Source organism: Micrococcus sp. HOU01, assembly GCF_035609305.1.
In the GTDB taxonomy this organism is placed as follows: Bacteria; Actinomycetota; Actinomycetes; order Actinomycetales; family Micrococcaceae; genus Micrococcus; species Micrococcus luteus.
Genome location: NZ_CP141211.1, coordinates 1432401 through 1455052, shown reverse-complemented (window position 1 = coordinate 1455052; position 22652 = coordinate 1432401). Strand labels below are relative to the sequence as shown.

Sequence of the window (22652 nt, the reverse complement as noted above, 5' to 3'; positions counted from 1 at the left end):
TCTAGAGGGGACCCCGGACGGGGAACACGCAGGGCCCCGGTCATGACGACCGGGGCCCTGCTGCTCGACGAGCGGTGCGCGAGGGGGGACTTGAACCCCCACGTCCTTGCGGACACAGCGACCTCAACGCTGCGCGTCTACCAATTCCGCCACTCGCGCTCATCGGTGGAGCCCTGGGAGAGGCTCCGTCGCCCACCGCGTTCCGGTCCTGTCCGGTCCGTCCCGCTCCGGGCAACTCGAGAAAGATAGCACGGGTTCGGGCTAGGCTCAAAACCATGGTCGAGAACATCGTGAACCCCGCCCGCTCGCGCCCCGAGGACCGCGTCGTGGAGATCTGCCGCGACCTCATCCGGATCGACACGACCAACCGCGGGGGCAACGTCTCCGTCGGTGAGCCCGAGGCCGCGGAGTACTGCGCCCGGCTCATGGCCGAGGCGGGGATGACCCCCCGCTTCTTCGAGTCGGCGCCGGGCCGGGTGTCCGTCGTCGGGCACCTGCCGGGCTGGGATCCGGAGGCGCCGGGGCTCGTCATCCACGGGCACACGGACGTGGTCCCCGCCGAGGCGGACGAGTGGAGCGTGGACCCGTTCGGCGCCGAGCTCAAGGACGGCATGATCTGGGGGCGCGGCGCCGTGGACATGAAGGGCATGGACGCCATGGTGCTCGCGGTGCTGCTGCACCTGGCCCGCACGGGCCGCCGGCCGCGGCGCCCCCTGACGGTCGCGTTCTTCGCCGACGAGGAGGCCGGCGGCGTCTACGGCGCACGCTGGGTCGTGGACCACCACCCCGAGGTGTTCGACGGGTGCACCGAGGCGATCTCCGAGGTGGGCGGCTTCTCCACCGAGGTGCACGGCTCGCGCGCCTACCTCGTGCAGACCGCGGAGAAGGGGCTCGCCTGGCTGAACCTCACCGCGGAGGGCGCCCCCGGGCACGGCTCGGCCCCGCACCCGGACAACGCGGTCACCCGGCTGGCCGGCGCCATGACCCGCATCGGCGGGCACGAGTGGCCGCTCGTGTACACCAAGACCACGCGCGCGCTGCTCGAACAGGTGGCCGAGATCATGGGCGTGGACTTCGATGAGACGGACCCGACGCCGCAGCTCGACGCGCTCGGGCAGGCCCGGTCCTGGGTGGCCGGCACCCTGCGCACCTCGTCCAACCCGACGGGGCTGACCGCCGGCTACAAGCACAACGTCATCCCGTCCTCGGCCACCGGCACCGTGGACGTCCGCCTGATCCCCGGGGAGGAGGAGTCCGCCCTCGCCACGATCGCCGAGCTCGCCGGCCCCGAGGTGACCATCGCGCCCGAGCACCGGGACGTCGCCCTGGAGACCCCCTTCTCCGGGGACCTGGTGGAGCTGATGATCGCCGCGCTGCAGGCGGAGGACCCCGAGGCCCAGGTGCTGCCGTTCATGCTCGGCGGGGGCACGGACAACAAGTCCCTCTCCCGGCTGGGCATCACCGGCTACGGCTTTGCGCCCATGCGCCTGCCCGCCGACCTGGCCTTCACGTCCCTGTTCCACGGCATCGACGAGCGGGTGCCCGTGGACGCGCTCGAGTTCGGCTGCCGGGTGCTCGAGCGGATGCTGGAGCCGCGCTGATCCGGGCCGCGGGCGGCGACGACGGCCGGGGCGGCGTCGTCGCGCCCGCGCCTCAGAGGGTCTGCAGGGTCGAGGCCACGCGCATCACGCGGCGGCGCATCCAGTAGCGGCGCGCCCCGTCACGGTAGTGCACGGAGCGCTGCAGCTCCCATTGGCCGTACTCCGCGTGCTCCACGAGGCGCCGCCGGGCGTCGGCGAGGGACTCGTGGGGGGCGACCGTCATCACCAGGTACTCCCACTTCTGTCCGCGAGAGATCGCGTCGAGGGTCGAGGACATCAGCTGTTCACGCACCCGCCCATCCTGGCAGACGGCGTCGGGTCCGGCGGCCGGTCCCGTACGGCCCACCCCTGGCCGCGTCACCGGCCACCGGGTTACCGTTCACCCATGAGCTCTGACGCCCGCATGGCCCTCGAGGCCCTCACCACCGCCCTGAACGAACACCTCGTGGCCGCGCAGAACAAGCGGGGCGAGGACGACCCCGCCGTCGAAGCCGCCTTCTTCGCCGTGGCCGACGCCTTCGAGGCCTACGAGGACGCCCTGTACGCGGACACCGAGGAGGTCACCCCGCTCGACCTCTTCGACGACGAGGACGACGACGACTGACCGTCCTGCTCGTGACGGATCGCACGGCCCCGGGTTCCCACCCGGGGCCGTGGCGTACAGTGACCCTCCGTGACGTGGATCGAAGCCATCATCCTGGGCCTGGTGCAGGGCCTCACGGAGTTCCTGCCCATCTCCTCCTCCGCCCACATCCGCATCGTGGGCGAGTTCCTGCCCTCCGCGACCGACCCGGGGGCGGCCTTCACGGCCATCACGCAGCTCGGCACGGAGCTGGCGGTCCTCATCTACTTCTGGCGCGACATCACCCGCATCATCGGCCGGTGGTGCGCCGCGGTCACGGGGCGGATCCCGCACTCGGACCCCGATGCGCGCATGGGCTGGCTGATCATCGTGGGCTCGATCCCGATCGCGGTCCTGGGCCTGCTGCTGGAGGACTGGATCGACACGGAGTTCCGGTCGCTGTGGATCACGGCGACCATGCTCATCGTGTTCGGCGTCCTGCTCGCCCTGGCGGACCGGCTCGGCCGTCAGACCAAGCCGCTCGAGAAGCTCACCGTGCGGGACGGCGTCCTCTACGGCCTGGCCCAGGCCCTCGCGCTGATCCCGGGCGTCTCGCGCTCCGGCGGCACCATCGCGGCCGGCCTGGCCATGGGCTACACCCGGCCCGCCGCCACCCGCTACGCGTTCCTGCTGGCGGTGCCCGCCGTGTTCGCCTCCGGCCTGTACAAGCTGTACACCTCGCTCACCGATCCCGGCACGCAGGGCCCGTACGGCATGGGGGAGACGCTGGTCGCGACCGCGATCGCCTTCGTGGTGGCCTACGCGGTCATCGCCTGGCTCATGCGCTTCATCAGCACCAACTCGTACCTGCCGTTCGTCTGGTACCGCATCCTCCTGGGCGGCGTCCTGTTCGCCCTGCTGGGCGCGGGCGTCATCAGCGCCTGAGCCCGCTCCCGCCGCCGGGCATGGCGGCCCGGCACCGCCGAACCACCCCGATCTGAGGAGTCCCGTGAAGTCCTGGAGCACCCCCGCCCCGCCCGCCGTGCCGAGCCGCCCCGACCGGCTGCGGCTGCACGACACCGCCACGGGACGGACTCGGCATCCGGGCAACGACGCGCAGCGCGCCTCGCTGTACGTCTGCGGGATCACCCCGTACGACGCGACGCATCTCGGCCACGCGAGCACCTATGTGGCCTTCGACCTGCTGCACCGCTACTGGCGCGCGGCCGGTCTTGAGGTCGCCTACGTCCAGAACGTGACCGACGTGGACGACCCCCTGCTCGAGCGGGCCGAGGCGACCGGCGTCGACTGGCGCGCGCTCGCCGAGGAGCAGACCGACCTGTTCCGTGCGGACATGGCCGCCCTCGAGGTGCTCGCCCCGGACCACTACGTCGGCGCGACCGAGGCGGTGGGCCTGGTGGTGGACGCCGTCGAGACGATGCTGGCGGCGGGCCGGGCATACCGCGTGCCGGGCGGCGACGGCGAACCCGACGGGGACGTCTACTTCGACGTCCGCGCGGCCCAGTCCGCGACCGACTGGCGCCTCGGACAGGTCTCCGCGATGGGCCTGGACGAGATGGCCGCGGTGTTCCCGGAGCGGGGAGGCGATCCCGACCGCCCCGGCAAGCGCGACCCGCTGGACCCGCTGCTGTGGCGCGTGCACCGCGAGGGCGAGCCTGCCTGGGACGGTCGGTCGCTCGGCTCCGGCCGGCCCGGCTGGCACATCGAGTGCTCCGTGATCTCCCGGGCCCACCTGCCGGCGCCGTTCACGGTGCAGGGCGGCGGCTCCGACCTGCGGTTCCCGCACCACGAGTTCTCCGCCGCGCACGCCACCGCCGTCGACGGCCTGCCGCTCGCGCACACCTACGCGCACACCGGCATGGTGGCCCTGGACGGCGAGAAGATGTCCAAGTCCCTCGGCAACCTCGAACTCGTCTCCCGCCTGCGGGCGCGGGGCGTCGAGCCGGTGGCCGTCCGCGCGGCGATCCTCGCGCACCACTACCGGTCGGACTGGGAGTGGTCCGAGCAGGTGCTGGCCGACGCCCAGGCGCGGGTGGCCCGCTGGCGCGCCGCCCTGGACGGACCGCATGCCGCCGCCGGCGTCGCCGTGCTGGACGCGGTCCACGCGGCGCTCTCGGACGACCTCGACGCCCCCCTTGCGCTGGAGGCCCTCGACGCATGGGCGGCCGGTACCCTGCCGGGCCTGGCCGAGGCCGCCGCCGATCCGGTGCCGGTGGTCGACGTCGTGGCGGCGCTGCTGGGTCTGCGCCTGCGCTGACCCCGCCGGGCGGGGCCGGGCGTCAGCGTCCGCCGCGCCCGCGCAGATAGCGCTCGAACTCCCGCGCGATCGACTCGCCCGAGGCCTCCGGCAGCTGCTGGGTGTCCTGGGCCTCCTCGAGCTGCCGGACGTAGGCGGCGACGTCGGGGTCCTCGGCGGCCAGCTCGTCCACGCCGCGCTGCCAGGCCCTCGCGTCGTCCTCGAGCCCGCGCGTGGACACGCTCACGTGCAGCAGGTCCTCGACCGCCTCGACCAGCCCGAGCAGCGTCTTGGGGGAGGGCGCCTGGGCCACGTAGTGGGGCACCGTCCCCCACAGCGAGAGGCTCGGCAGGCCGCGGCGCGCGGCCTCGTCCGCGATGACGCCGATGATCCCGGTGGGCCCCTCGTAGACCGGACGGTCCGCGCCGACGGCCACCCGCACGTCCACGAGCGGCGAGGTCGGGCGGGCGCGCAGGGGCCGGGTGTGGGGCACGTCCGCCAGCAGCGCGCCCAGCGTCACGACGGCGTCCACGTCACGCGCGTCGGCCGCCGTGAACAGCTCCTCGAGGAACGCGCGCCACCGCACGTTCGGCTCCACGCCGACGGCGAGGAGCACACGCACCCCGTCCGGCGGGGCAGCCTCGCCCGCGACGGGCCGACCCTCACGGTCCAGGAGCGCCTCGTGCAGGGTGACCGCCGGCCAGTCCAGCGTCCCCAGCCCGTCGGCGTCGCGCCGGACCAGGGGTCGAGTGACCTGGTAGTCGTAGAACTCGCCGTCGCACACCCGTCCCGCGTCCGCCGCGTCCCACTGCTCCCGCAGCGCGCCCAGGGCCCCGGTCGCGGCCTCCCCGGCGTCGTTCCACCCCTCGAAGGCCAGCAACAGGACCGTGGGGGCCCGCCGCCCGGCCTCGAGCTCGTCCACGGTCGCCGTCAGGTGGGTCCGCAGCGGGCCCAGGACGTCGTCCGGCTGGTCCTCGGAGGTAGCGTCGGTCATGGCGGCCAGCCTAGACACGGCCCGACGACGGGGCCACGGCCCGCGACCCGCCCCGCACACCCCGGCGGCGGCGCTCGATAGGATGCACTCCATGCCCCGCCACCCCGCGCCCGCCCCGGACGACCGTGCCCGCCGCCTGCCGCGCGCCGTCCTGTGGGACATGGACGGCACCCTCGTGGACACCGAGCCCCTGTGGAACGCCGTCCAGCGTCGGCTGGTGGTCGAGCACGGCGGCACCTGGTCGGAGGACCTGGCCGCCTCCCTCGTGGGACGCCCCCTCGACGAGGGAGCGCGCCGTCTGCAGGAGGCCGGGCTGGACCTGCCCGTGCAGCGGATCATCGACCTGACGATGCACGAGGTCGTCCAGGGGGTCGTCAGCGGGGTGCCGTGGCGGCCGGGCGCCCGGGAGCTGCTCGTCGCGCTCGCCGAGGCCGGCGTGCCGGGCGCCCTCGTGACGATGTCCCACGCCCCGCTGGCCCGCGCGCTGGCCGAGCGGGCGCCGGCGGGCACGCTGGACGTCGTCGTCTCGGGGGACATGGTCTCCCGGGGCAAGCCCGACCCGGAGGCGTACCGGCTGGGCCTGCAGCTGCTGGCCGAGCGGACACCGGGGCTGACGGCCGCCGACTGTGTGGCGGTCGAGGACTCCCCGGTGGGCGTCGGCGCGGCCGTGGCCGCGGGCCTGCCCACGGTCGGCGTGCCCAGCGTGCTGCCGCTGCCGGCAGGGCTCGCGACCGTCGAGTGGACGACGCTCGCCGGCCGCACGCCGGCCGACCTCGCCGCGGTCCGCCGGATCGCCGCCGCGCGCGGGCCCGGGGCGGACGGGGCCGGATGAGCGGGCCCGCCTCCGTCCGGCTGGGCACGATCGCCGGCGCGCCGGTGCGCCTGTCCTGGTCCTGGCTCCTGATCGCCGCGGCCATCACCCTCGCGTTCGGCCCGCAGATCCAGCGCGCGCTGCCCGCGATCGGCAGCGTCGCCTACGGGGTCGCCCTGGGGTACGCCGTGCTCCTGGCCCTCTCCGTCCTGGTCCACGAGGCCGCCCACGCCCTCACCGGCCGCGCCTTCGGCCAGCGCACCGAGGAGATCGCGCTCACCCTGTGGGGCGGGCACACCCAGTTCCGCAGCCCGTCCGCCCGACCGCTGGACACGGTCCTCACCGCCATGGCCGGCCCCGCCGCGAACCTCGTGCTCGCGGGCCTCGCCCACCTGGCGGCCCGCGCCGTGCCCGGCCCGTCCGTCCCCGCCCTGCTGCTCGAGGTCACGGTGTGGGCCAACCTCCTCCTGGCCGCGTTCAACGCACTGCCGGGCACCCCGCTCGACGGCGGCCGCATGGTCGAGTCCGCCGTCTGGGCCGCCACCGGCTCCCGGGCCCGCGGCGTCGAGGCGGCCGGCTGGGCCGGCCGCGTCGTCGCGGTGGGCGTCCTCGCGGCCGTGCTCGGCCCCCCGACCCTCGCGGGCCGCGCGCCGGACCTGTTCGTCGTCGTCCTGGCGGCCTGGGTCGCCCTCACGCTGTGGCGGGGCGCCGACGACGCCGTGCGCCACGGGCGCTGGAGCCGCCGGCTGGAGACCCTGCGGCTCGAGCAGGTCGAGGCGCCCGCCATCGCCCTGCCCGAGCACCTCAGCGTCGCCGAGGCCCTGGCCCAGGCGGACGGCGGCCGCCGCGCCGTCGTGGCCGTGGACGGGGCCGGTCGGCCCCGCGGCGTGCTGGACCTCACGGCCGCGGCGGGCCTGACCCCGGCGCGCCGCACGACCACCGCCCTGGCCGCGGTCGCCGTCGCGCTGGCCCCGGAGGCCGTCCTCGTCCGCGACGACGTCCCCGCCGCCGGTCCCGACCTGGCCGCCCGCCTGGCCGACCCCCAGACCCCCGTGTGGGTGCTGACCGACGCGCACGGCCTCGTGCGCTCCGTGGTGCCCCGCGAGACGATCCTCGCCGCCGTCGACGCGACGCGGCGTCCCTGAACCGAAGGAGCCCCCCATGACCGAACCCACCGGCGTGAGCGCGCGCCGCGGCCCCCTGCGGGCCGGCCAGCGCGTGCAGATCAAGGACGCGAAGGGCCGCCTCAACACGATCACCCTGCTGCCCGGCGGGGAGTTCCACAGCTACCAGGGCGTGCTGCGGCACGACAACCTGATCGGCGGCTTCGAGGGCGTCGTGGTCGAGAACTCGGCCGGCCAGCCGTACCAGGTGCTGCGCCCCCTGCTGAACGACTTCGTCCTGTCCATGCCCCGCGGCGCCACGGTGGTCTACCCGAAGGACGCGGCGCAGATCGTGCAGCAGGCGGACATCTTCCCGGGCGCCGTCGTGGTCGAGGCCGGCGTGGGCTCCGGCGCCCTGTCCATGTCCCTGCTGCGCGCCGTGGGCGACCACGGTCGCCTGCACTCCTACGAGCGCCGCCCGGAGTTCGCGGACGTCGCCCGGGCCAATGTGGAGGCCTTCTTCGGCGCCGAGCACCCCGCCTGGTCGGTGCACCTCGGCGACGCGCAGGAGGAGATGCCCAAGGTCCACGAGCCGGGCTCCGTGGACCGGGTGGTCCTGGACATGCTGGCCCCCTGGGAATGCCTCGACGCCGTCGCCGAGGTCCTGGCCCCCGGCGGTGTGTGGCTGAACTACGTGGCCACCGCCACCCAGCTCTCCCGCGTGGCCGAGGCCATCCGGGACTCGGGCCGCTTCACGCAGGTCGAGGCCAACGAGACCCTCGTGCGCGGCTGGCACCTGGACGGGCTCGCCGTGCGCCCCGACCACCGCATGGTCGCGCACACCGGCTTCCTCCTCACGGCCCGCCGCCTGGCCTCGGGCGAGGAGGCGCTGCGCCTGAAGAAGCGCTCCAAGGTCTCCGAGTTCAGGGCCGAGGACGTCGAGGCCTGGCAGCCGGCCGACGAGGCCCGGTGGACGCCCGAGGCCCTCGGCGAACGGCCGGTCACGGACAAGAAGGCGCGCAAGGCGGCGAAGGAGGCCCGCCTCATGGCCGCGCGGTCACGCGCCGCCGAGCAGGGTGTGGACGCGTACGGTGGGAGGACCCCGACCGGGGAGCAGGACTGAGTGGACGGAGCACCGGTGGACCACCACGCGCAATCAGGCACGGAGCACGCCGAGCAGCGCCTCGCCGAGGCGCGGGAGCTGCTGCGGCAGTCCCAGGCCGAGGCCGAACGGCTGCGGCACCAGCTGCAGTCCGCCCAGCGGCACGCCGCCGGCCTGAGCGAACGCCGCCGGGCCGCCGAGGCCCAGACGCAGACGGCCGCCCGCAACAACCGGCGCATGGTCGAGCTGCTCGAGGCCACGCGCGCCGAGATCACCACGCTCAAGGAGAACCTGGACGCCGTCACGCATCCGCCGTTCACCTTCGCCACCCTCGAGGCCGTCCACGCCCCGCGCGAGCCCGAGGAGGGCGTGGAGACCGGCGCCGTGGTGCGCGGGGGAGCGGACGTCGTGCAGAACGGCCGGCGGCTGCGCGTGACGGTCTCCCCGCTGCTCGACGCCGCCCGCCTCACCCCCGGCGCCCAGGTGCTGCTGGACGAGTCCAGCTCGATCGTCGGCGTCGCCCCGGGCACGGGGTCGGGTCAGCTGCTGCGCGTCAAGGAGGCGCTGCCCGACGGCGGCCTCGTCCTGGCCGGCACGGCGGACGAGGAGCGCGTGGTGCGGCGCGCGCCGGCGCTGGAGGGTGTCGAGCTGCGCCACGGGGACGCCGTCACCGTGGACGCCCGCGTCGAATGGGCGCTGCGGCGGGTCGAGCTGTCCGAGGTGGACGAGGTGCTGCTCGAAGAGGTCCCGGACGTCTCGTTCGAGGACATCGGCGGCCTCGGCCCACAGATCGACCGGATCCGCGAGGCCGTCGAGATCCCGTTCCTGCACCCCGAGGTCTACCGTGAGCACGGCCTGCGCGCCCCCAAGGGGATCATGCTGTACGGCCCGCCCGGCACCGGCAAGACCATGCTCGCCAAGGCCGTGGCCAACGCCCTCTCGGCCCGCAGCGCGGACGGCGAGCGCTCGTTCTTCCTCAACGTCAAGGGGCCCGAGCTGCTGAACAAGTACGTGGGCGAGACGGAGCGGCAGATCCGCGTCATCTTCGACCGGGCCCGCGAGAAGGCCGACGCCGGCTTCCCCGTGGTCATCTTCTTCGACGAGATGGAGTCGCTGTTCCGCACGCGCGGCTCCGGCGTCTCCTCGGACGTGGAGACCACGATCGTCCCGCAGCTGCTCACCGAGATCGACGGCGTCGAGGCCCTCGAGAACGTGATCGTCATCGGCGCCTCCAACCGCGAGGACATGATCGACCCGGCCGTGCTCCGCCCCGGCCGACTGGACGTGAAGATCCGCGTGGACCGTCCCGACGCCGCCGGTGCCGCGGAGATCATGGCCAAGCACCTCACCGCGGACGTGCCCCTGCACGCCGACGACGTCGCGGCCGCCGGCTCCGCGGACGCGGCCCGCGCGACGCTCATCGCCCGGACGGTCGCCGCCCTCTATGACCGCGGCGCGGACACCGCGCTGGCGGAGCTGACGGACGTGTCCGGCACGACCCACGCCCTGCACCTGGCCGACCTCGTCTCGGGTGCCGTGGTGGCCGACGTCGTGGACCGGGCCAAGCGGCACGCGGTGCGCGACTACCTGGCCGCCGGCCAGGCCCCGGCCGCGCTCGGCGTCCGCGAGGGCCACCTGCGCGAGGCCGTGGCCGCGGTGCTGGAGGACCAGACGGACCTGCTGGCCACGGTCGCGCCCGCCGAGTGGGCGCGCACCTCCGGCTGGCGCGGTCCTCGGCTGCGCTCGCTGCGCATGGTCCGGGGGGTCGGGGCATGAGCGCGTTCGGCCGCGGGGCCGCGGACGGCTTCGCCCGGGCCGTCGACGTCGGCCCGACCCCCGCCTTCGAGGGCCAGCGCCGGCTGTTCCACGGCGCGGCCGTTCCCCCGAACGGGCGGGACGCCGCCGGCTGGGGCGTGCACCGGGTGATGGGCACGGAGACCGAGTTCGGCATCCACGCGCCGGCCAACCCGGGGGCGCACCACAGCGTGCTCTCGGTGGAGCTCGTGAACGCGTACGCGGACCTGGCGACCCGGTCCGGCTCGGCGGTGGCCGGCACGGAGTGGGACTACACGGGGGAGTCGCCGCTCGTGGACGCCCGCGGCTGGCGGCTGCCGCGTTCGGCGGCGCACCCCTCGCAGCTGACCGACGAGGCGCTCGTGGGCCCGGACGGGGAGCCCGTGCACCTGCTGCTGTCCACCGTGCTGGCCAACGGCGCGCGCTGGTACGTGGACCACGCCCACCCGGAGTACTCGTCGCCGGAGACGACCACCCCGCGGGACGCCATGGTGTGGGACGCCGCCGGGGACCTGGTCGCCCAGGCGGCGGCCGAGCACATCGGCCAGGCCGAGGGCGCCCCGGAGGTGCTGGTCTACAAGAACAACGTGGACGGCAAGGGCCAGTCCTACGGCGCGCACGAGAACTACCTCGTGGCCCGGTCCCTCGACTTCGAGGAGCTCACCGCCGTCCTGCTGCCGTTCTTCGCGGCGCGGCAGGTGCTCGTGGGCGCGGGCCGCGTGGGCCTCGGCCCGGCGGGGGAGCGGCCGGGCTTCCAGCTGTCCCAGCGGGCCGACTACTTCGAGGAGCCCGTGGGCCTGGAGACCACGATCCACCGGCCGATCGTCAACACGCGGGACGAGCCGCACGCCCGCCCCGAGGCCTACCGCCGACTCCACGTGATCATCGGCGACGCGACGCTGAGCCAGCACGCCACGTGGCTGCGGATGGGCATGACCGCGCTCGTCCTCGCGATGGCCGAGGCCGGGACGGCGCCCCGGCTCACCCTGGACGACCCGGTGGCCGCGTTGCAGACGATCAGCCACGACCCGGGCCTGCGGGCCACGGTGCCCCTGCTCGAACGCATCGCGGACGGCCCCGTGCGCCGGCACTGGACCGGGCTGCAGATCCTGCGGTCCTACCTGGACGCGGCCCGCGCCCACTGCGCCGCCTTCGGGGTGACGGATCCGCAGACGCGCGAAGTGCTGGACGCCTGGGCCGTCGACCTCGACGACGCCACCGCGGATCCGCTGTCCCTGAGCGACCGCGCCGACTGGGCGGCCAAGCTGCGCGTCCTCGAGGGCCTGCGGGCCCGCACGGGCGCGGACTGGACCGACCCCCGCCTCGCGATGGTGGACCTGCAGTACGCCGACCTCCGCCCGGCCCGCTCCCTGCACCGCCGCCTCGTGGCCGCCGGCGCCCTCCGGACGCTCGCCGACGAGGCGGAGATCCGTGCCGCCGTCGGCATGCCGCCGCGGGCCACCCGCGCGTGGACCCGCGGCAACCTCGTGGGCCGCCACGGTGACCGCGTGGCCGGCGCCGCGTGGGAGACGCTGCTGCTGCGCGGGGCGGGGGAGCGGGTGCACCGGCTGCACCTGGCCGAGCCGCTGGTCGGCGCCGCCGTCGACCTGCCCGGCTGGTGGGAGGACGCCGCCGCGCCCCGGCCCGACGACGAGGCGCTCGTGGCCACGCTGCCGCCGCTGTTCGGCGCGCGGGCCTGAGGCGAGGGCGGGCGCTCAGCCCGCGACGGCCGCGCGCACGCGGCCCAGCAGGGCGTCCGCCCGCGCGACGAGACGGTCCGCCCGGTCGACGTCGGTGCGCAGGACGCCCTCCAGGCCCTCGTCGCGGAGGGGGCCCAGGTTGGTCTCGAGGGTGACCGCGGCGGCGGTGAGGCCGCCCCGGACGCAGCCGAGCGCCGCACCGACGTCGGAGAGCACGTTCGGGTTCGCCGCGTCCAGCACACGCTCGGCCAGGTCCAGCGCACGCTCGGCGACGTCGACGATCCCGCGGGGCGGCTGGACGGCCTCGGCCAGGGCGGCCTGGATCGCGGCCGAGCGCCGGGCCCGGTCCTCCGGGGTGTCGCGGGGCAGCCCGAACGCCTCGGCCACGGCGCCGAAGCCCCGCTCGTCGCCGTCGGCGAGGCCGAGGCACGCCGCGATCAGGCCCTCCGATGCCCGGGCGTCCTCCTCGGCCGCGCTGAACCGGGCCGCCATGGCCAGCAGTCCGGCGCCCTCGGCGACCGCGAGCGCGCCCGTCGCGCCGCCGCCGGGGGTGGGCTCGCCGGAGGCGAGGCGCCCCAGATAGCTCTCGATGCTCTCGTCGCGGATCATGCGCCCACCGTGCCAGACCGGGCCCGACCGCGGCCCGCCCTCAGGCGCGCTCCCAGGAGGCGACCGGCCCCGGGACGATCGTGAACAGCGGGTGCACGTCGGGGACGGGCGTGTCCGACCACCGTTCGAGCCAGGCGGGGCTGCGCGCGGCCAGCTTGGCGCACAGGTGACGCCACTCCAGGTCGCGCTGGCCCGTGGTGGCCGGGATCGGTGCGAGACCGGCGGGCGGGATGCACACCGCGCCGTCGGGGGCGGGGCACGGCCGGTCGATCCGGGAGTGGTCGAAGCGATAGCCGCGCGCCGTGGCCTCGGCCTCGAGGCCGGAGAGGAACGCGCCGACGGCGCCGGACGGGTCCGGGTGCTCCCGGAACCTCAGCAGCTGCGGGTGGTCCCGATACCCGCGCGTGCGGCCGGCCAGGACGGCCTGCGCGAGCAGGGCCTCGCGCCAGGCGCCCGTCAGGCCCTGACGGTCGAGGTGGCGGGGGTGAAGGGTCCACAGGCGCATGCCCCCATCCTGCCAGCGCGGGGCAACCCGGGGACGTGGGGCTGAAACGTGGCCCGCGCGTGGGGCAGGATGGGTGGACGCGGACGGAGCACACCGACCCGCGTCGACGCACGAGGAGGCCACCATGTCCCAGGAGCAGATCCGCCCACGCCCGTCCGGCGGCGACGACGAGACCGGCGCCGCGGCGGGCCAGGCGCACGTGAAGCCCGCGGCCCAGGACCAGGGCCTGGACAGCCTGCTGGACGAGATCGACTCGGTGCTGGAGTCCAACGCCGAGGAGTTCGTCAAGGGCTTCGTCCAGAAGGGCGGCCAGTGACCGACGCGGACCGCGCCCGCCGGATCTTCGGGCTGGAGACGGAGTACGGCGTCCAGCACTGGAACCCGCAGGGGCGCCCGCTGAGCCCCGAAGAGGTCGTCCGCTACCTCTTCCGGCCCGTCGTCGAGTGGGGGAGGTCCTCGAACGTGTTCGTGGCCAACGGCTCCCGGCTCTATCTCGACGTCGGCTCCCACCCCGAGTACGCGACCGCCGAGTGCTCGACGCTCGACGAGCTCATCGCCTCGGACGGGGCGGGGGAACTGCTGCTGCACGACCTCGTGGTCCAGGCCGAGGAGCGCATGGCCGCGGACGGGGTCGGCGGCCGGATCCACCTCTACCGCAACAACGCCGACTCCTCGGGCAGCTCCTACGGCTCCCACGAGAACTACCTGCTGCGCCGGCGCACCGAGTACCGGCGGCTCACCGAGGCGCTCGTCCCGTTCCTCGTCTCCCGGCAGATCCTCGTGGGCGCGGGCCGCGTCGTGCCCGCCGGCACGTGGCCCGAGGGCGAGGGCCCGGCCCACTTCGCGTTCTCCCAGCGCGCCGACTTCGTGCAGGACGGCGTGTCCTCCTCCACCACGCGGTCCCGGCCGATCATCAACACGCGGGACGAGCCGCACGCGGACGCCTCCGAGTACCGACGCCTCCACGTGATCGTGGGGGACACGAACCTCTCCGAGCACACCCACCTGCTGCGCTTCGGCGCCACCGACCTGCTGCTGCGGATGATCGAGGCGGGCTTCCCGCTCGGGGACCGCGTCGTCGCCCACCCCACCCGCGCGGTGCGGCAGATCTCCCACGACCTCACCGGCACGGCCCGCATCGCGCTCCGGGAGGGGGAGGCCTCCGCCCTCGAGCTGCAGGAGCACTACCTCGAGCGGGCCCGCGCCTTCGTCGCCGCGGAGGGTGCCCACCACGACCGGGTGGGGGAGATCCTCACCCTGTGGGGCGAGGTGCTCGACGCCGTCCGCACCGGTGACCGGTCCCGCATCGAGGACCGCATCGACTGGGCGATCAAGCTGCGCATGCTGGAGGACTACCGGGCCCGCCACGACCTGGACTGGGGCTCACCCCGCCTCGCCCAGCTGGACCTGGCCTTCCACGACATCGACCCCGACCGGGGGCTGTTCCGCCTGCTGCTGCGGCGCGGCGCCGTCGCGCGCCTGCTGCCCGAGGACGCCGCCCGGTCCGCCGTGGAGACCGCCCCGCCCACCACCCGGGCCCGCGTGCGCGCGGACTTCGTGGCCCGCGCCCGGGAGCACGGCCTGGACTACGCCGTCGACTGGACGACCCTGAAGCTCACCGACCATCCGCTGCACGCGATCGTGACGAAGGACCCGTTCGACACGTCGTCGGCCGCCGTCGACCGGCTGTTCGGGCGAATCGCCTGACAGCGCACGCCCAGGACGCGCCGTTAGGGTGACCCGCATGAGTTCGTTCGAGACCCCCCAGCCCCCGACGGCCCGCCGCCGTCGCCGCCTGCTGCCGCTGCTGTCCCTCGGCGCCGCGGGCCTGATGCTGGCCACCGCCTGCGCCACCGGCGACGACGGCGCGGACCAGCCCCACAGCGACACCGCGTCGGCCTCCACGTCGGCCGCCCCCGAGCGGGCGGCCGTCGGCGAGGGCCAGGGGGAGCCGGACGCCCTGACGGGTGTCACCTTCACGGAGGGCGACGGCGGGGCGCCGACGGTCGAGATCGACGGGGAGATCGACACCGACCAGCCCACCACGCGGGTGCTGACCGCCGGCGAGGGGGAGCAGGTGCAGGAGGGCGACGTCCTGAAGATGTCGATCGCCGTCGTCGATCCGGCCAGCGGCGAGGTGGTCGCCGAGAACTTCAGCGGCGAACCGGAGGCCGTGCCCGTGGACGACCAGCTCAAGTCCATGAACCCGGAGATCCACGAGATGCTGGTGGGCAGCGGTGCCGGCACGATCGTCGCCGCGTACAGCCCCCAGTACGACGTCTCCGTCCCGCAGACCGAGAGCGCGTCGCCGAGTGCCTCCCCCTCCACCCAGACGCAGCCCGCCCAGCTGTTCGTCTACAAGATCGACGCCATCCTGCCGAAGCAGGCCGAGGGTGAGGAGGTGACCGAGCGGGACGAACGCCTGCCCGACGTCACCGTGGACGAGCAGAGCGGCCGGCCGAGCATCGCGAAGCCCGACGGCGAGGCGCCCCAGGAGCTGGTGGTCCAGCCGCTGATCCAGGGCGAGGGCCGCGAGGTCGGTGCGGACGACACCGTGACCGTGCAGTACGAGGGCGTGACGTGGTCCGACGGAGAGGTCTTCGACTCGTCCTGGGAGACGGGCCAGGCGATCACGTTCTCCCTCAATCAGGTCATCGAGGGCTGGAAGGAGGGTCTGGCCGGCCAGAAGGTGGGCTCGCGCGTCCTCCTGTCGATCCCGGCCGAGAAGGCCTACGGTGAGCAGGGCAGCCCGCCGGACATCGGCGAGAACGAGCCCCTGCTGTTCGTGGTGGACATCCTGGACGCCCAGGCGCCCGCCACCGAGTCGGCGAACTGACCCCGTCCACGAGAACCCCAGAGGAGAGCACCGTGTCCTTCGGACAGCGCGACTACGACCGCACCAAGCCCGAGATCGACTTCCCGGGCGAGACCCCGCCCACCGAGCTCGTGGTGGAGGACCTGATCGAGGGCTCCGGCCCGGCCGTCGAGGCCGGATCCCGCGTGCAGGTCCACTACGTGGGCGTGGCCTGGTCCACCGGCGAGGAGTTCGACGCCTCGTGGAACCGCGGCACCCCGCTGCCCCTGACCGTCGGCGTCGGCCAGGTCATCGCCGGCTGGGACCAGGGCCTGCTCGGCATGAAGGTCGGCGGCCGCCGCCGCCTCGAGATCCCGCCGCACCTGGGCTACGGCGCCCGCGGCGCCGGTTCCGCGATCGGGCCGAACGAGACGCTCATCTTCGTCTGCGACCTCGTCTCGGTCGACTGACCCCGGGCCCCGTGACCCCACCCACCCCGCGGCGCGCCGGCGACGAGGCCGCCGAGCGCATCATCTCGCTACTGTGGCTGCTGCTCTCGGCGCCGCATGGCCTCGAGCGTGACCGGATCCGACGGCAGGTCGTCGGCTATGAGGGGCTCACGGACACCGCCTTCGAGAAGCTCTTCCAGCGGGACCGCCGCGTGCTGCGCGCCGTGGGGGTCCCGCTGGAGACGCTCGAACCCGCGGGCTTCGACGAGGGCGAGGCGGGGGTGCGGCACCGCGTCGTCCGCGATGCGCTGCTGCTGCGCGACCTCGACCTGACCGTGGACGAGCGCCGCGCCCTCGTGCGGGCGCGGCGCCTGTGGGGCGACTCGCCGCTGCGCGCCGACGTCGTCCGCGCCGTGGGCCTGCTGTTCCAGCCGGCCACCGACCTCACGGGCGATGACGAGCTGGCCGGGTACCACACCCTCATGCCCCGGGCCGACCCCCGGCTCGAGGCCCTCACCCAGGCCGTGGCCGACGAGGCCGTGCTGCGCTTCCCCTACCGCGACGCGCGGGGGCGGGCCACCCGGCGCACCGTGCGGGCCTGGTTCCTCACCCTCGTGCGCGGCCGCTGGTACCTCACCGGCTGGGACCTCGACCGCGGCGCCGAGCGCAGCTTCCGGCTCACCCGGATGGAGGGGGAGCCGCGCCGCGTCGAGCGGGCGACGGACGCCCCCGGCCGTCCCGAGGACCACGACCACGCCGGCCTCGTGGCGCGCCTGGCCGGGCAGGCCGACGCCGAGCGGGTCCGGGTGTGGCTCGCGCCCGGCCGGGGTCAGGGCGTCCGCGCGGTCGGTGAGCCGGCCGAGCCCCGCGTCGAGGACGGCGCCGCACCGGGACCCGACTGGGAGCTCTGGGAGGCCCCCGCCGGGCCGCGCGAGGACGGCCTCGCCGCGGAGATCGGCGGCCTGCTGGGCCGGGCCGTGCCCTCGGCCGCGCACCCGGACCTGACCGACCGCGTCCGCGCGGGCCTGGCCGCCGCGGCGGAGACCCACGCCGGTCCCGCCGACCCGGCCCTGCTCGAGGTGGCGCTCGCCGCGCCCGTCCGGCGCCGCGCCCGCGACTCGAGCGAGGACCTCGTGGGCCGCCTGCTGGACATCGTGGGGCTGGCCAACCGGGCCGGTGGGGTGGACCGGGCGGAGCTGCGCGCGCGTCTCGGGGTCACCGACGAGCGCCTCGACGCCGACCTCGAGACGCTGCGCTACTGCGGCATGCCCGAGCGCGACTTCCCCGGCTTCCAGTTCGAGGTGGCGGAGGTGGCCGGCCGCGTCCACGTGGAGCGCGCCGCCGACCTGGCCGGTCCCGTGCGGCTGACGCGCCCCGAGGCGCACAGCCTCGTCGCCGCCCTGCAGACGGTCGCGGACCTGCCGGTGTTGGACGAGGCCGACCGCGAGGCCGCCCGCTCCGCCCAGCGCCGGATCCGCGCCGCCGTCCTGGACGCGGGGGCCCCGGACGCGGACGACGCGGACGACGCCGCCCTCCGGGAGGCCGAGGCGCACACCGCCGGCGAGCCCCCGGTCGCCGTCGCCGCCCACTGGGACGTGGCCGTGGACCCCGCGACGGTGCGCACCCTGCTGGCCGCCGTGGCGGAGCGGGCCGTCGTGCACCTGACCTACCGCTCCGTGCATGCCGACGCCCTCACCGAGCGGGACGTGGAGCCGCTGGCCCTGGTACAGGACGGGGCGCGTCTCTACCTGCAGGCGTGGTGCCGTCGCGCCGAGGACCACCGGGTGTTCCGGGTGGACCGGATCAGCGCGCCCGCACCCACGGGGGAGACGTTCGCCGCCCGGGCAAGGCCCGCGCGCTGGCGGGTCCATCCCGACGACGCCGCGGGGGTGCCCGTGCTGCTGCGCTGGGCCCATCCCGTCCGCGACGCGGCCGCCGGCTACCGCCCGGACGCCCAGGCCGATCTGCCCGACGGCGACCGGCTCACCCGGGTGCATCTGACCGACGCCGGCGTGGCCGCCGCGCTGGTCGGACGCCACGGCGGAGCCGTCCAGGTGCTGGCCCCCGCCGACCTCCGGGCATCCGTGGCGGACGCGCTGGGCGATGCCCTCGCGGCCCTGCCGGCGCGGTAGCCTGGACCCCGGAACCCCATCGAAAGGACCCTTCATCATGGCTGGACTCCAGGGCTGGCAGCTCGTCATCATCATCCTGCTCGCGATCCTGCTCTTCGCGGCGCCGAAGCTGCCCGCGATGGCCCGCAACCTCGGCCAGTCCATGCGCATCTTCTCCTCCGAGGTGAAGCAGATGCGCACCGAGGGCAAGGGCACCACGGACGAGCGCTCCGGCGCCGGCTCCACCGCCGCGGACGAGCCGGTCGAGGGCCGCGTCGTCGAGCGTGACGAGACCGACCCGCGCGACCCGCGCTGAGCCGGAAGGACCCCCACCCGATGACCGAGGTCGACGAGGTCGCCCGCCGCACCCGGCGCCGCCGGAAGCGGCGGGACAACCCCACCGGCGAGATGCCGCTGCGCGAGCACCTCACGGAGCTGCGCAACCGACTGCTGAAGTCGGGACTCGCCGTCGCGGTCGGCATGGTGGTCGGCTTCCTCGTCTACCAGCCGGTCATGGCGGAGCTGTTCCGCCCGGTCAAGGAGATCGCCAGCCAGGGGCACACGGCGGCCGTCGCCTATGACACGGTGGCCTCGCCGTTCGACCTCATGCTCAAGGTCAGCATGTTCATCGGGCTCATCCTGTCCAGCCCGGTCTGGCTCTACCAGATCTGGGCGTTCATCGTGCCGGGTCTGAAGAAGGCCGAGAAGAAGTACGCCCTGGGCTTCATCGCCGCGGCCGTGCCCCTGTTCATCTTCGGCATCGCGCTGGGGTGGCTCGTGATGCCGCAGGCCGTCCAGTTCTTCGTGGGCTTCACTCCCGAGGGCGGCGCGAATCTCCCGACGGCGTCGGTGTACATCAGCTTCGTCACGCGTCTCTACCTCGCGTTCGGCGTGGCCATGGTCCTGCCGGTGCTGCTGGTGGGACTGAACATGCTCGGCATCCTGCCGGGCCGCACGATCGTCCACCACTGGCGCATCACCGTCTTCGTGATCATGCTGATCGCCGCGATCGCCGCCCCCGGTGCGGACGCCATCTCCATGTTCTACATGGCGATCCCGCTCGTCGTCCTCTTCGGCGTGGCCATCGTCCTGTGCCTGTGGGGGGACCGTCGTCGTGACCGCCGCTCGGGGCAGCGCGAGGTGGACGTCGAGGCGGAGCTCGCCGAAGGCCCGAAGCCGCTCGATCAGATCTGAGCGGCGCCCGCCGCAGCCCTCCCGCCCGGACGCACGACCACGACGGCGTCCGGACCCGCCAGTAGGGTGGGGCCATGGCCCACCATCCCGCGTCCGCGACCCCGCACGACGAACCCGAGCTGAGCCCGGCGGAGCGCTACGCCCGTGCCCGGGCGGCCCGGCACCATGCCGGCTCCGAGCTCGGCCGGTTCGCCGCACGCGTGGGCTTCCCCCTCGACGACTTCCAGCGCCGCGCGTGCGCCGAGGTCGAGGACGGCCACGGCGTCCTCGTCGCGGCGCCCACCGGTGCCGGCAAGACGGTGGTCGGCGAGTTCGCCGTCCACCTGGCCCTGGCCCGCGGCACGAAGGCGTTCTACACCACCCCCATCAAGGCCCTCAGCAACCAGAAGCACGCGGACCTCGCCCGCGTGCACGGCGCGGAGAACGTCGGCCTGCTCACGGGGGACACCTCCGTCAATCCGGACGCGCCCGTCGTCGTGATGACCACCGAGGTGCTGCGCAACATGCTGTACGCGCAGTCGGACACCCTCATCGACCTCGGCTTCGTCGTCATGGACGAGGTCCACTACCTCGCCGACCGGTTCCGGGGACCGGTGTGGGAGGAGGTCATCATCCACCTGCCCGAGCACGTGCAGCTGATCTCCCTGTCCGCCACGGTGTCCAACGCCGAGGAGTTCGGCGCCTGGCTCGACACGGTCCGGGGCGCCACCACCGTGATCGTCTCGGAACACCGGCCGGTGCCGCTGTGGCAGCACATCATGGCCGGGGGCCGGCTCTACAACCTGTTCGCCGAGGACATCGCCTTCGAGGACGCCGCGGACCGGGACGGGGAGGCCCTGCTCAACCCCGAGCTCAAGCGCCTGGGGGAGGAGGCCGAGCGCCGGTTCCAGCGCGCCGACTGGGGGCGCCCCGGGCGGCAGCAGCACCGCGACGGGCGCGGGGGCGGCACGAAGGGGCGGGCCAGGGGCGGCCGGCACACGGGTCGCGACGGCGGCCGGGGCCGGACCGGCTCGTCCGCACTGGACCGGGAGCGGCCGGTCTCCGGTCGGCCGGGCGGTCACGACGGCGGCCCGCGGCGCGGACCGCGGCTGTCCACGTCGCGTCCGGAGATGATCCGGGTCCTCGACCGCGACGGGCTGCTGCCATGCATCACCTTCATCTTCTCGCGGACCGGCTGCGACGCCGCCGTGGAGCAGTGCCTGCGGGCCGGGCTCGACCTCACCACGGCGCGGGAGAAGGCGCTCGTGGCCGAGCGGGTCGAGGAGGCGGCGCGCCTGCTGCCCGTCGAGGACCTGGAGATCCTCGGGTTCTGGGCGTGGCGGGACGGCCTGTCCCGGGGCTTCGCGGCCCACCACGCCGGCATGCTGCCCCCGTTCAAGGAGGCCGTCGAGGACCTGTTCGCCGCCGGCGCGCTCAAGGCCGTGTTCGCCACGGAGACCCTCGCCCTCGGCATCAACATGCCAGGCCCGCTCCGTGGTGATCGAGAAGCTGGTCAAGTTCAACGGCGAGAACCACGTCGACATCACGCCGGGGGAGTACACCCAGCTGACGGGCCGGGCGGGCCGCCGCGGCATCGACGTCGAGGGCCACGCCGTGGTGATGTGGCGTCCCGGGCTGGACCCGGCCGCCGTCGCGGGCCTGGCCTCGCGCCGCACCTACCCGCTGCGCTCCTCGTTCCGGCCCACCTACAACATGTCCGCGAACCTGCTGGCACAGGTCGGGGCGGAGCGGGCACGGGGCATCCTCGAGTCCTCGTTCGCCCAGTTCCAGGCGGACCGCTCCGTGGTGGGGCTGGCCCGCGAGGTCCGCTCGAAGCAGGCCAGCCTCGAGAAGTACGAGGAGGCAATGCAATGTCACCTCGGCGACTTCGCCGAGTACCTCACCCTGCGCAAGGAGCTCGCGGCCGCGGAGAAGTCCGGCTCGCAGGGGCGCCGTCGGGCCCACCTGGCCGCCGTGAAGGACTCGCTCGCGAACCTCGCGGTCGGGGACGTCGTCGAGCTCGACGCCGGCCGCGCGCTCGGCCGGGCCGTCGTCGTGTTCCCCGCCGGCAACCTCCAGAACCCGCGCGTCGGCGTCGTGACGGACAAGGCGCAGCTGCGCCGCATCACGGTGGACGACGTCGCCGGGCCGGTCGAGCCGGTGGCCGGCGCCGCCCTGCCCCAGGTGGTGCAGGTGAAGACGCCCGCGCAGCGCAAGGACGTCGCCGCGCTCATGCGCGAGGCCGTGCGCACGGGCCGCCCGCCCGCCGGAGGCCGCCGCACGGCGGGCTTCCGCCTCCGGGAGGACCCGGCCGCGCCCCGGGTCGAGGAGCTGCGCCGGGCACTGCGCCGCCACCCGTGCCACGGCTGCCAGGACCGCGAGGAGCACGCCCGCTGGGGCGACCGCTGGTGGGCCATGCGGCGGGAGGTCTCCGTCCTGCGGGAGCGCATCGCGGGCCGCACCAACACCATCGCCCGCACGTTCGACCGCGTCGTCGGTCTGCTGCGCGCCTACGGCTACGTCCAGGAGGACGCGTCCTCGCCCCGCGCGGCGCTCACGGAGCGCGGCGAGGCCCTGCGCCGGATCTACGGCGAGCGGGACCTGTTCACCTCGCTGGTGCTGCAGGATCCGGCCACGGACGGCTTGACGCCGGAGGAGTGGGCCGCCGTCGCCGCGCTGCTCGTGTACCAGGGCAGGGGGGAGGCCGAGCCCGGACTGGTCCCGATGCCGACCCCGCGGCTCGCGCGCGTCGCGGAGGCCGCCGAGCGCATCGAGGAGCGCCTGCGCACGGACGAGGCCCAGGCACGGCTCGAGCCCACGCCCCGGACGGACCCCGGGCTGGTGGCGCCCATGCATCGCTGGGTGCGGGGGGCCACCCTGCGCCGCACCCTCGAGGGCGCGGACCTCGCCGCGGGCGACTTCGTCCGCTGGGCGCGGCAGGTCATCGACGTGCTGGACCAGCTGGCCAACGTCCCCGGGGACGCCCGTCGCAGCCGTGCCTGCCGCCGGGCCGCGGACCTCGTCTCCCGCGGCGTCGTGGCCACCTCGCTGCCGGCGGCCTCGGCCCCGCGCGCGGACGAGGACTGA

The 22652-nt window shown here is 75.0% G+C and carries 20 protein-coding genes, 1 tRNA gene and 1 pseudogene; 17 read left to right on the top strand and 5 right to left on the bottom strand.

All coding sequences use genetic code 11. The features are described 5' to 3' along the window. Positions 1-75: 75 nt before the first annotated feature. Positions 76-159: transfer RNA gene (locus SOY78_RS06675), tRNA-Leu, on the bottom strand. Between the two features lie 116 nt (positions 160-275). Here SOY78_RS06675 and SOY78_RS06670 point away from each other — a divergent pair. Continuing rightward, on the top strand, positions 276-1601 hold the full coding sequence (locus SOY78_RS06670; RefSeq protein WP_126860685.1) for a M20/M25/M40 family metallo-hydrolase: 1326 nt from the start codon (positions 276-278) through the stop codon (positions 1599-1601). Positions 1602-1653: 52 nt separating this feature from the next. On the opposite strand, the gene SOY78_RS06665 is transcribed toward SOY78_RS06670, so the two are convergent. Then, complete coding sequence (locus tag SOY78_RS06665; RefSeq protein WP_010078677.1) at positions 1654-1893, bottom strand: DUF5703 family protein; 240 nt, start codon at positions 1891-1893, stop codon at positions 1654-1656. 93 nt (positions 1894-1986) lie between these two features. Here SOY78_RS06665 and SOY78_RS06660 point away from each other — a divergent pair, with 93 nt between their 5' ends. The 3 genes from SOY78_RS06660 (at position 1987) to mshC (ending at position 4441) form a co-directional block, all read left to right on the top strand. Further along, positions 1987-2205 (top strand): hypothetical protein, encoded by a 219-nt coding sequence (locus SOY78_RS06660; protein ID WP_036315190.1) that lies wholly within the window; start codon positions 1987-1989, stop codon positions 2203-2205. Between the two features lie 69 nt (positions 2206-2274). Then, positions 2275-3108 (top strand): undecaprenyl-diphosphate phosphatase, encoded by an 834-nt coding sequence (locus SOY78_RS06655; protein ID WP_036315183.1) that lies wholly within the window; start codon positions 2275-2277, stop codon positions 3106-3108. Positions 3109-3172: 64 nt separating this feature from the next. After that, entirely contained in the window at positions 3173-4441 is a 1269-nt protein-coding gene (gene mshC / locus SOY78_RS06650) for a cysteine--1-D-myo-inosityl 2-amino-2-deoxy-alpha-D-glucopyranoside ligase (RefSeq protein WP_141842903.1), read from the top strand. Between the two features lie 22 nt (positions 4442-4463). Here mshC and SOY78_RS06645 read toward each other — a convergent pair whose 3' ends face one another. After that, positions 4464-5414 carry a proteasome assembly chaperone family protein gene (locus tag SOY78_RS06645; RefSeq protein ID WP_036315178.1) on the bottom strand — a complete coding sequence of 317 codons (951 nt, stop codon included), beginning with the start codon at positions 5412-5414 and terminating at the stop codon, positions 4464-4466. Between the two features lie 91 nt (positions 5415-5505). On the opposite strand from SOY78_RS06645, the gene SOY78_RS06640 reads away from it, so the two are divergent. The 5 genes from SOY78_RS06640 to dop are packed head-to-tail and all read left to right on the top strand — an operon-like array spanning position 5506 to position 11924. Beyond that, a complete protein-coding gene (locus tag SOY78_RS06640; RefSeq protein ID WP_324701325.1) occupies positions 5506-6246 on the top strand; it encodes an HAD family hydrolase in 741 nt (246 codons plus the stop codon). Continuing rightward, positions 6243-7370: a site-2 protease family protein gene (locus SOY78_RS06635; RefSeq protein ID WP_324701324.1), complete on the top strand. Its 1128-nt coding sequence runs from the start codon at positions 6243-6245 to the stop codon at positions 7368-7370. Before SOY78_RS06640 ends, SOY78_RS06635 begins: the two co-directional genes overlap by 4 nt. A gap of 16 nt (positions 7371-7386) precedes the next feature. Next, positions 7387-8451, top strand: a complete 1065-nt coding sequence (locus tag SOY78_RS06630; RefSeq protein WP_324701323.1) for a tRNA (adenine-N1)-methyltransferase — start codon at positions 7387-7389, stop codon at positions 8449-8451. Next, positions 8452-10206, top strand: a complete 1755-nt coding sequence (gene arc / locus SOY78_RS06625; protein WP_324701322.1) for a proteasome ATPase — start codon at positions 8452-8454, stop codon at positions 10204-10206. Next, positions 10203-11924, top strand: coding sequence for a depupylase/deamidase Dop (gene dop, locus SOY78_RS06620; protein ID WP_230282633.1), 1722 nt, complete (start codon positions 10203-10205; stop codon positions 11922-11924). The genes arc and dop overlap by 4 nt, the downstream gene beginning before the upstream one ends. A gap of 15 nt (positions 11925-11939) precedes the next feature. On the opposite strand, the gene SOY78_RS06615 is transcribed toward dop, so the two are convergent. Both SOY78_RS06615 and SOY78_RS06610 read right to left on the bottom strand, forming a co-directional pair. Further along, a complete protein-coding gene (locus tag SOY78_RS06615; protein ID WP_073116889.1) occupies positions 11940-12533 on the bottom strand; it encodes a cyclodeaminase/cyclohydrolase family protein in 594 nt (197 codons plus the stop codon). Positions 12534-12573: 40 nt separating this feature from the next. Next, on the bottom strand, positions 12574-13038 hold the full coding sequence (locus tag SOY78_RS06610) for a pyrimidine dimer DNA glycosylase/endonuclease V (RefSeq protein WP_098092764.1): 465 nt from the start codon (positions 13036-13038) through the stop codon (positions 12574-12576). Positions 13039-13162: 124 nt separating this feature from the next. Between SOY78_RS06610 and SOY78_RS06605 the strand changes: the two genes are divergently transcribed. From SOY78_RS06605 to SOY78_RS06570, 8 genes and pseudogenes are all read left to right on the top strand, one after another. Beyond that, positions 13163-13354 carry a ubiquitin-like protein Pup gene (locus SOY78_RS06605; RefSeq protein WP_017488237.1) on the top strand — a complete coding sequence of 64 codons (192 nt, stop codon included), beginning with the start codon at positions 13163-13165 and terminating at the stop codon, positions 13352-13354. Continuing rightward, the gene (pafA, locus tag SOY78_RS06600; protein ID WP_324701321.1) at positions 13351-14745 is read left to right on the top strand and encodes a Pup--protein ligase; all 1395 of its coding nucleotides are present in this window, start codon (positions 13351-13353) and stop codon (positions 14743-14745) included. The genes SOY78_RS06605 and pafA overlap by 4 nt, the downstream gene beginning before the upstream one ends. Before the next feature lie 37 nt (positions 14746-14782). Beyond that, a complete protein-coding gene (locus SOY78_RS06595; protein ID WP_324701320.1) occupies positions 14783-15874 on the top strand; it encodes an FKBP-type peptidyl-prolyl cis-trans isomerase in 1092 nt (363 codons plus the stop codon). A 32-nt stretch (positions 15875-15906) separates the two neighbouring features. Continuing rightward, complete coding sequence (locus SOY78_RS06590; RefSeq protein ID WP_010078659.1) at positions 15907-16302, top strand: FKBP-type peptidyl-prolyl cis-trans isomerase; 396 nt, start codon at positions 15907-15909, stop codon at positions 16300-16302. A gap of 11 nt (positions 16303-16313) precedes the next feature. Continuing rightward, on the top strand, positions 16314-18413 hold the full coding sequence (locus SOY78_RS06585) for a helix-turn-helix transcriptional regulator (protein WP_216880046.1): 2100 nt from the start codon (positions 16314-16316) through the stop codon (positions 18411-18413). A 37-nt stretch (positions 18414-18450) separates the two neighbouring features. Then, the gene (locus SOY78_RS06580) at positions 18451-18708 is read left to right on the top strand and encodes a twin-arginine translocase TatA/TatE family subunit (RefSeq protein WP_002855080.1); all 258 of its coding nucleotides are present in this window, start codon (positions 18451-18453) and stop codon (positions 18706-18708) included. Between the two features lie 20 nt (positions 18709-18728). Next, positions 18729-19586 carry a twin-arginine translocase subunit TatC gene (gene tatC / locus SOY78_RS06575; RefSeq protein WP_020627219.1) on the top strand — a complete coding sequence of 286 codons (858 nt, stop codon included), beginning with the start codon at positions 18729-18731 and terminating at the stop codon, positions 19584-19586. A gap of 74 nt (positions 19587-19660) precedes the next feature. Next, a pseudogene (locus SOY78_RS06570) lies at positions 19661-22652 on the top strand (DEAD/DEAH box helicase).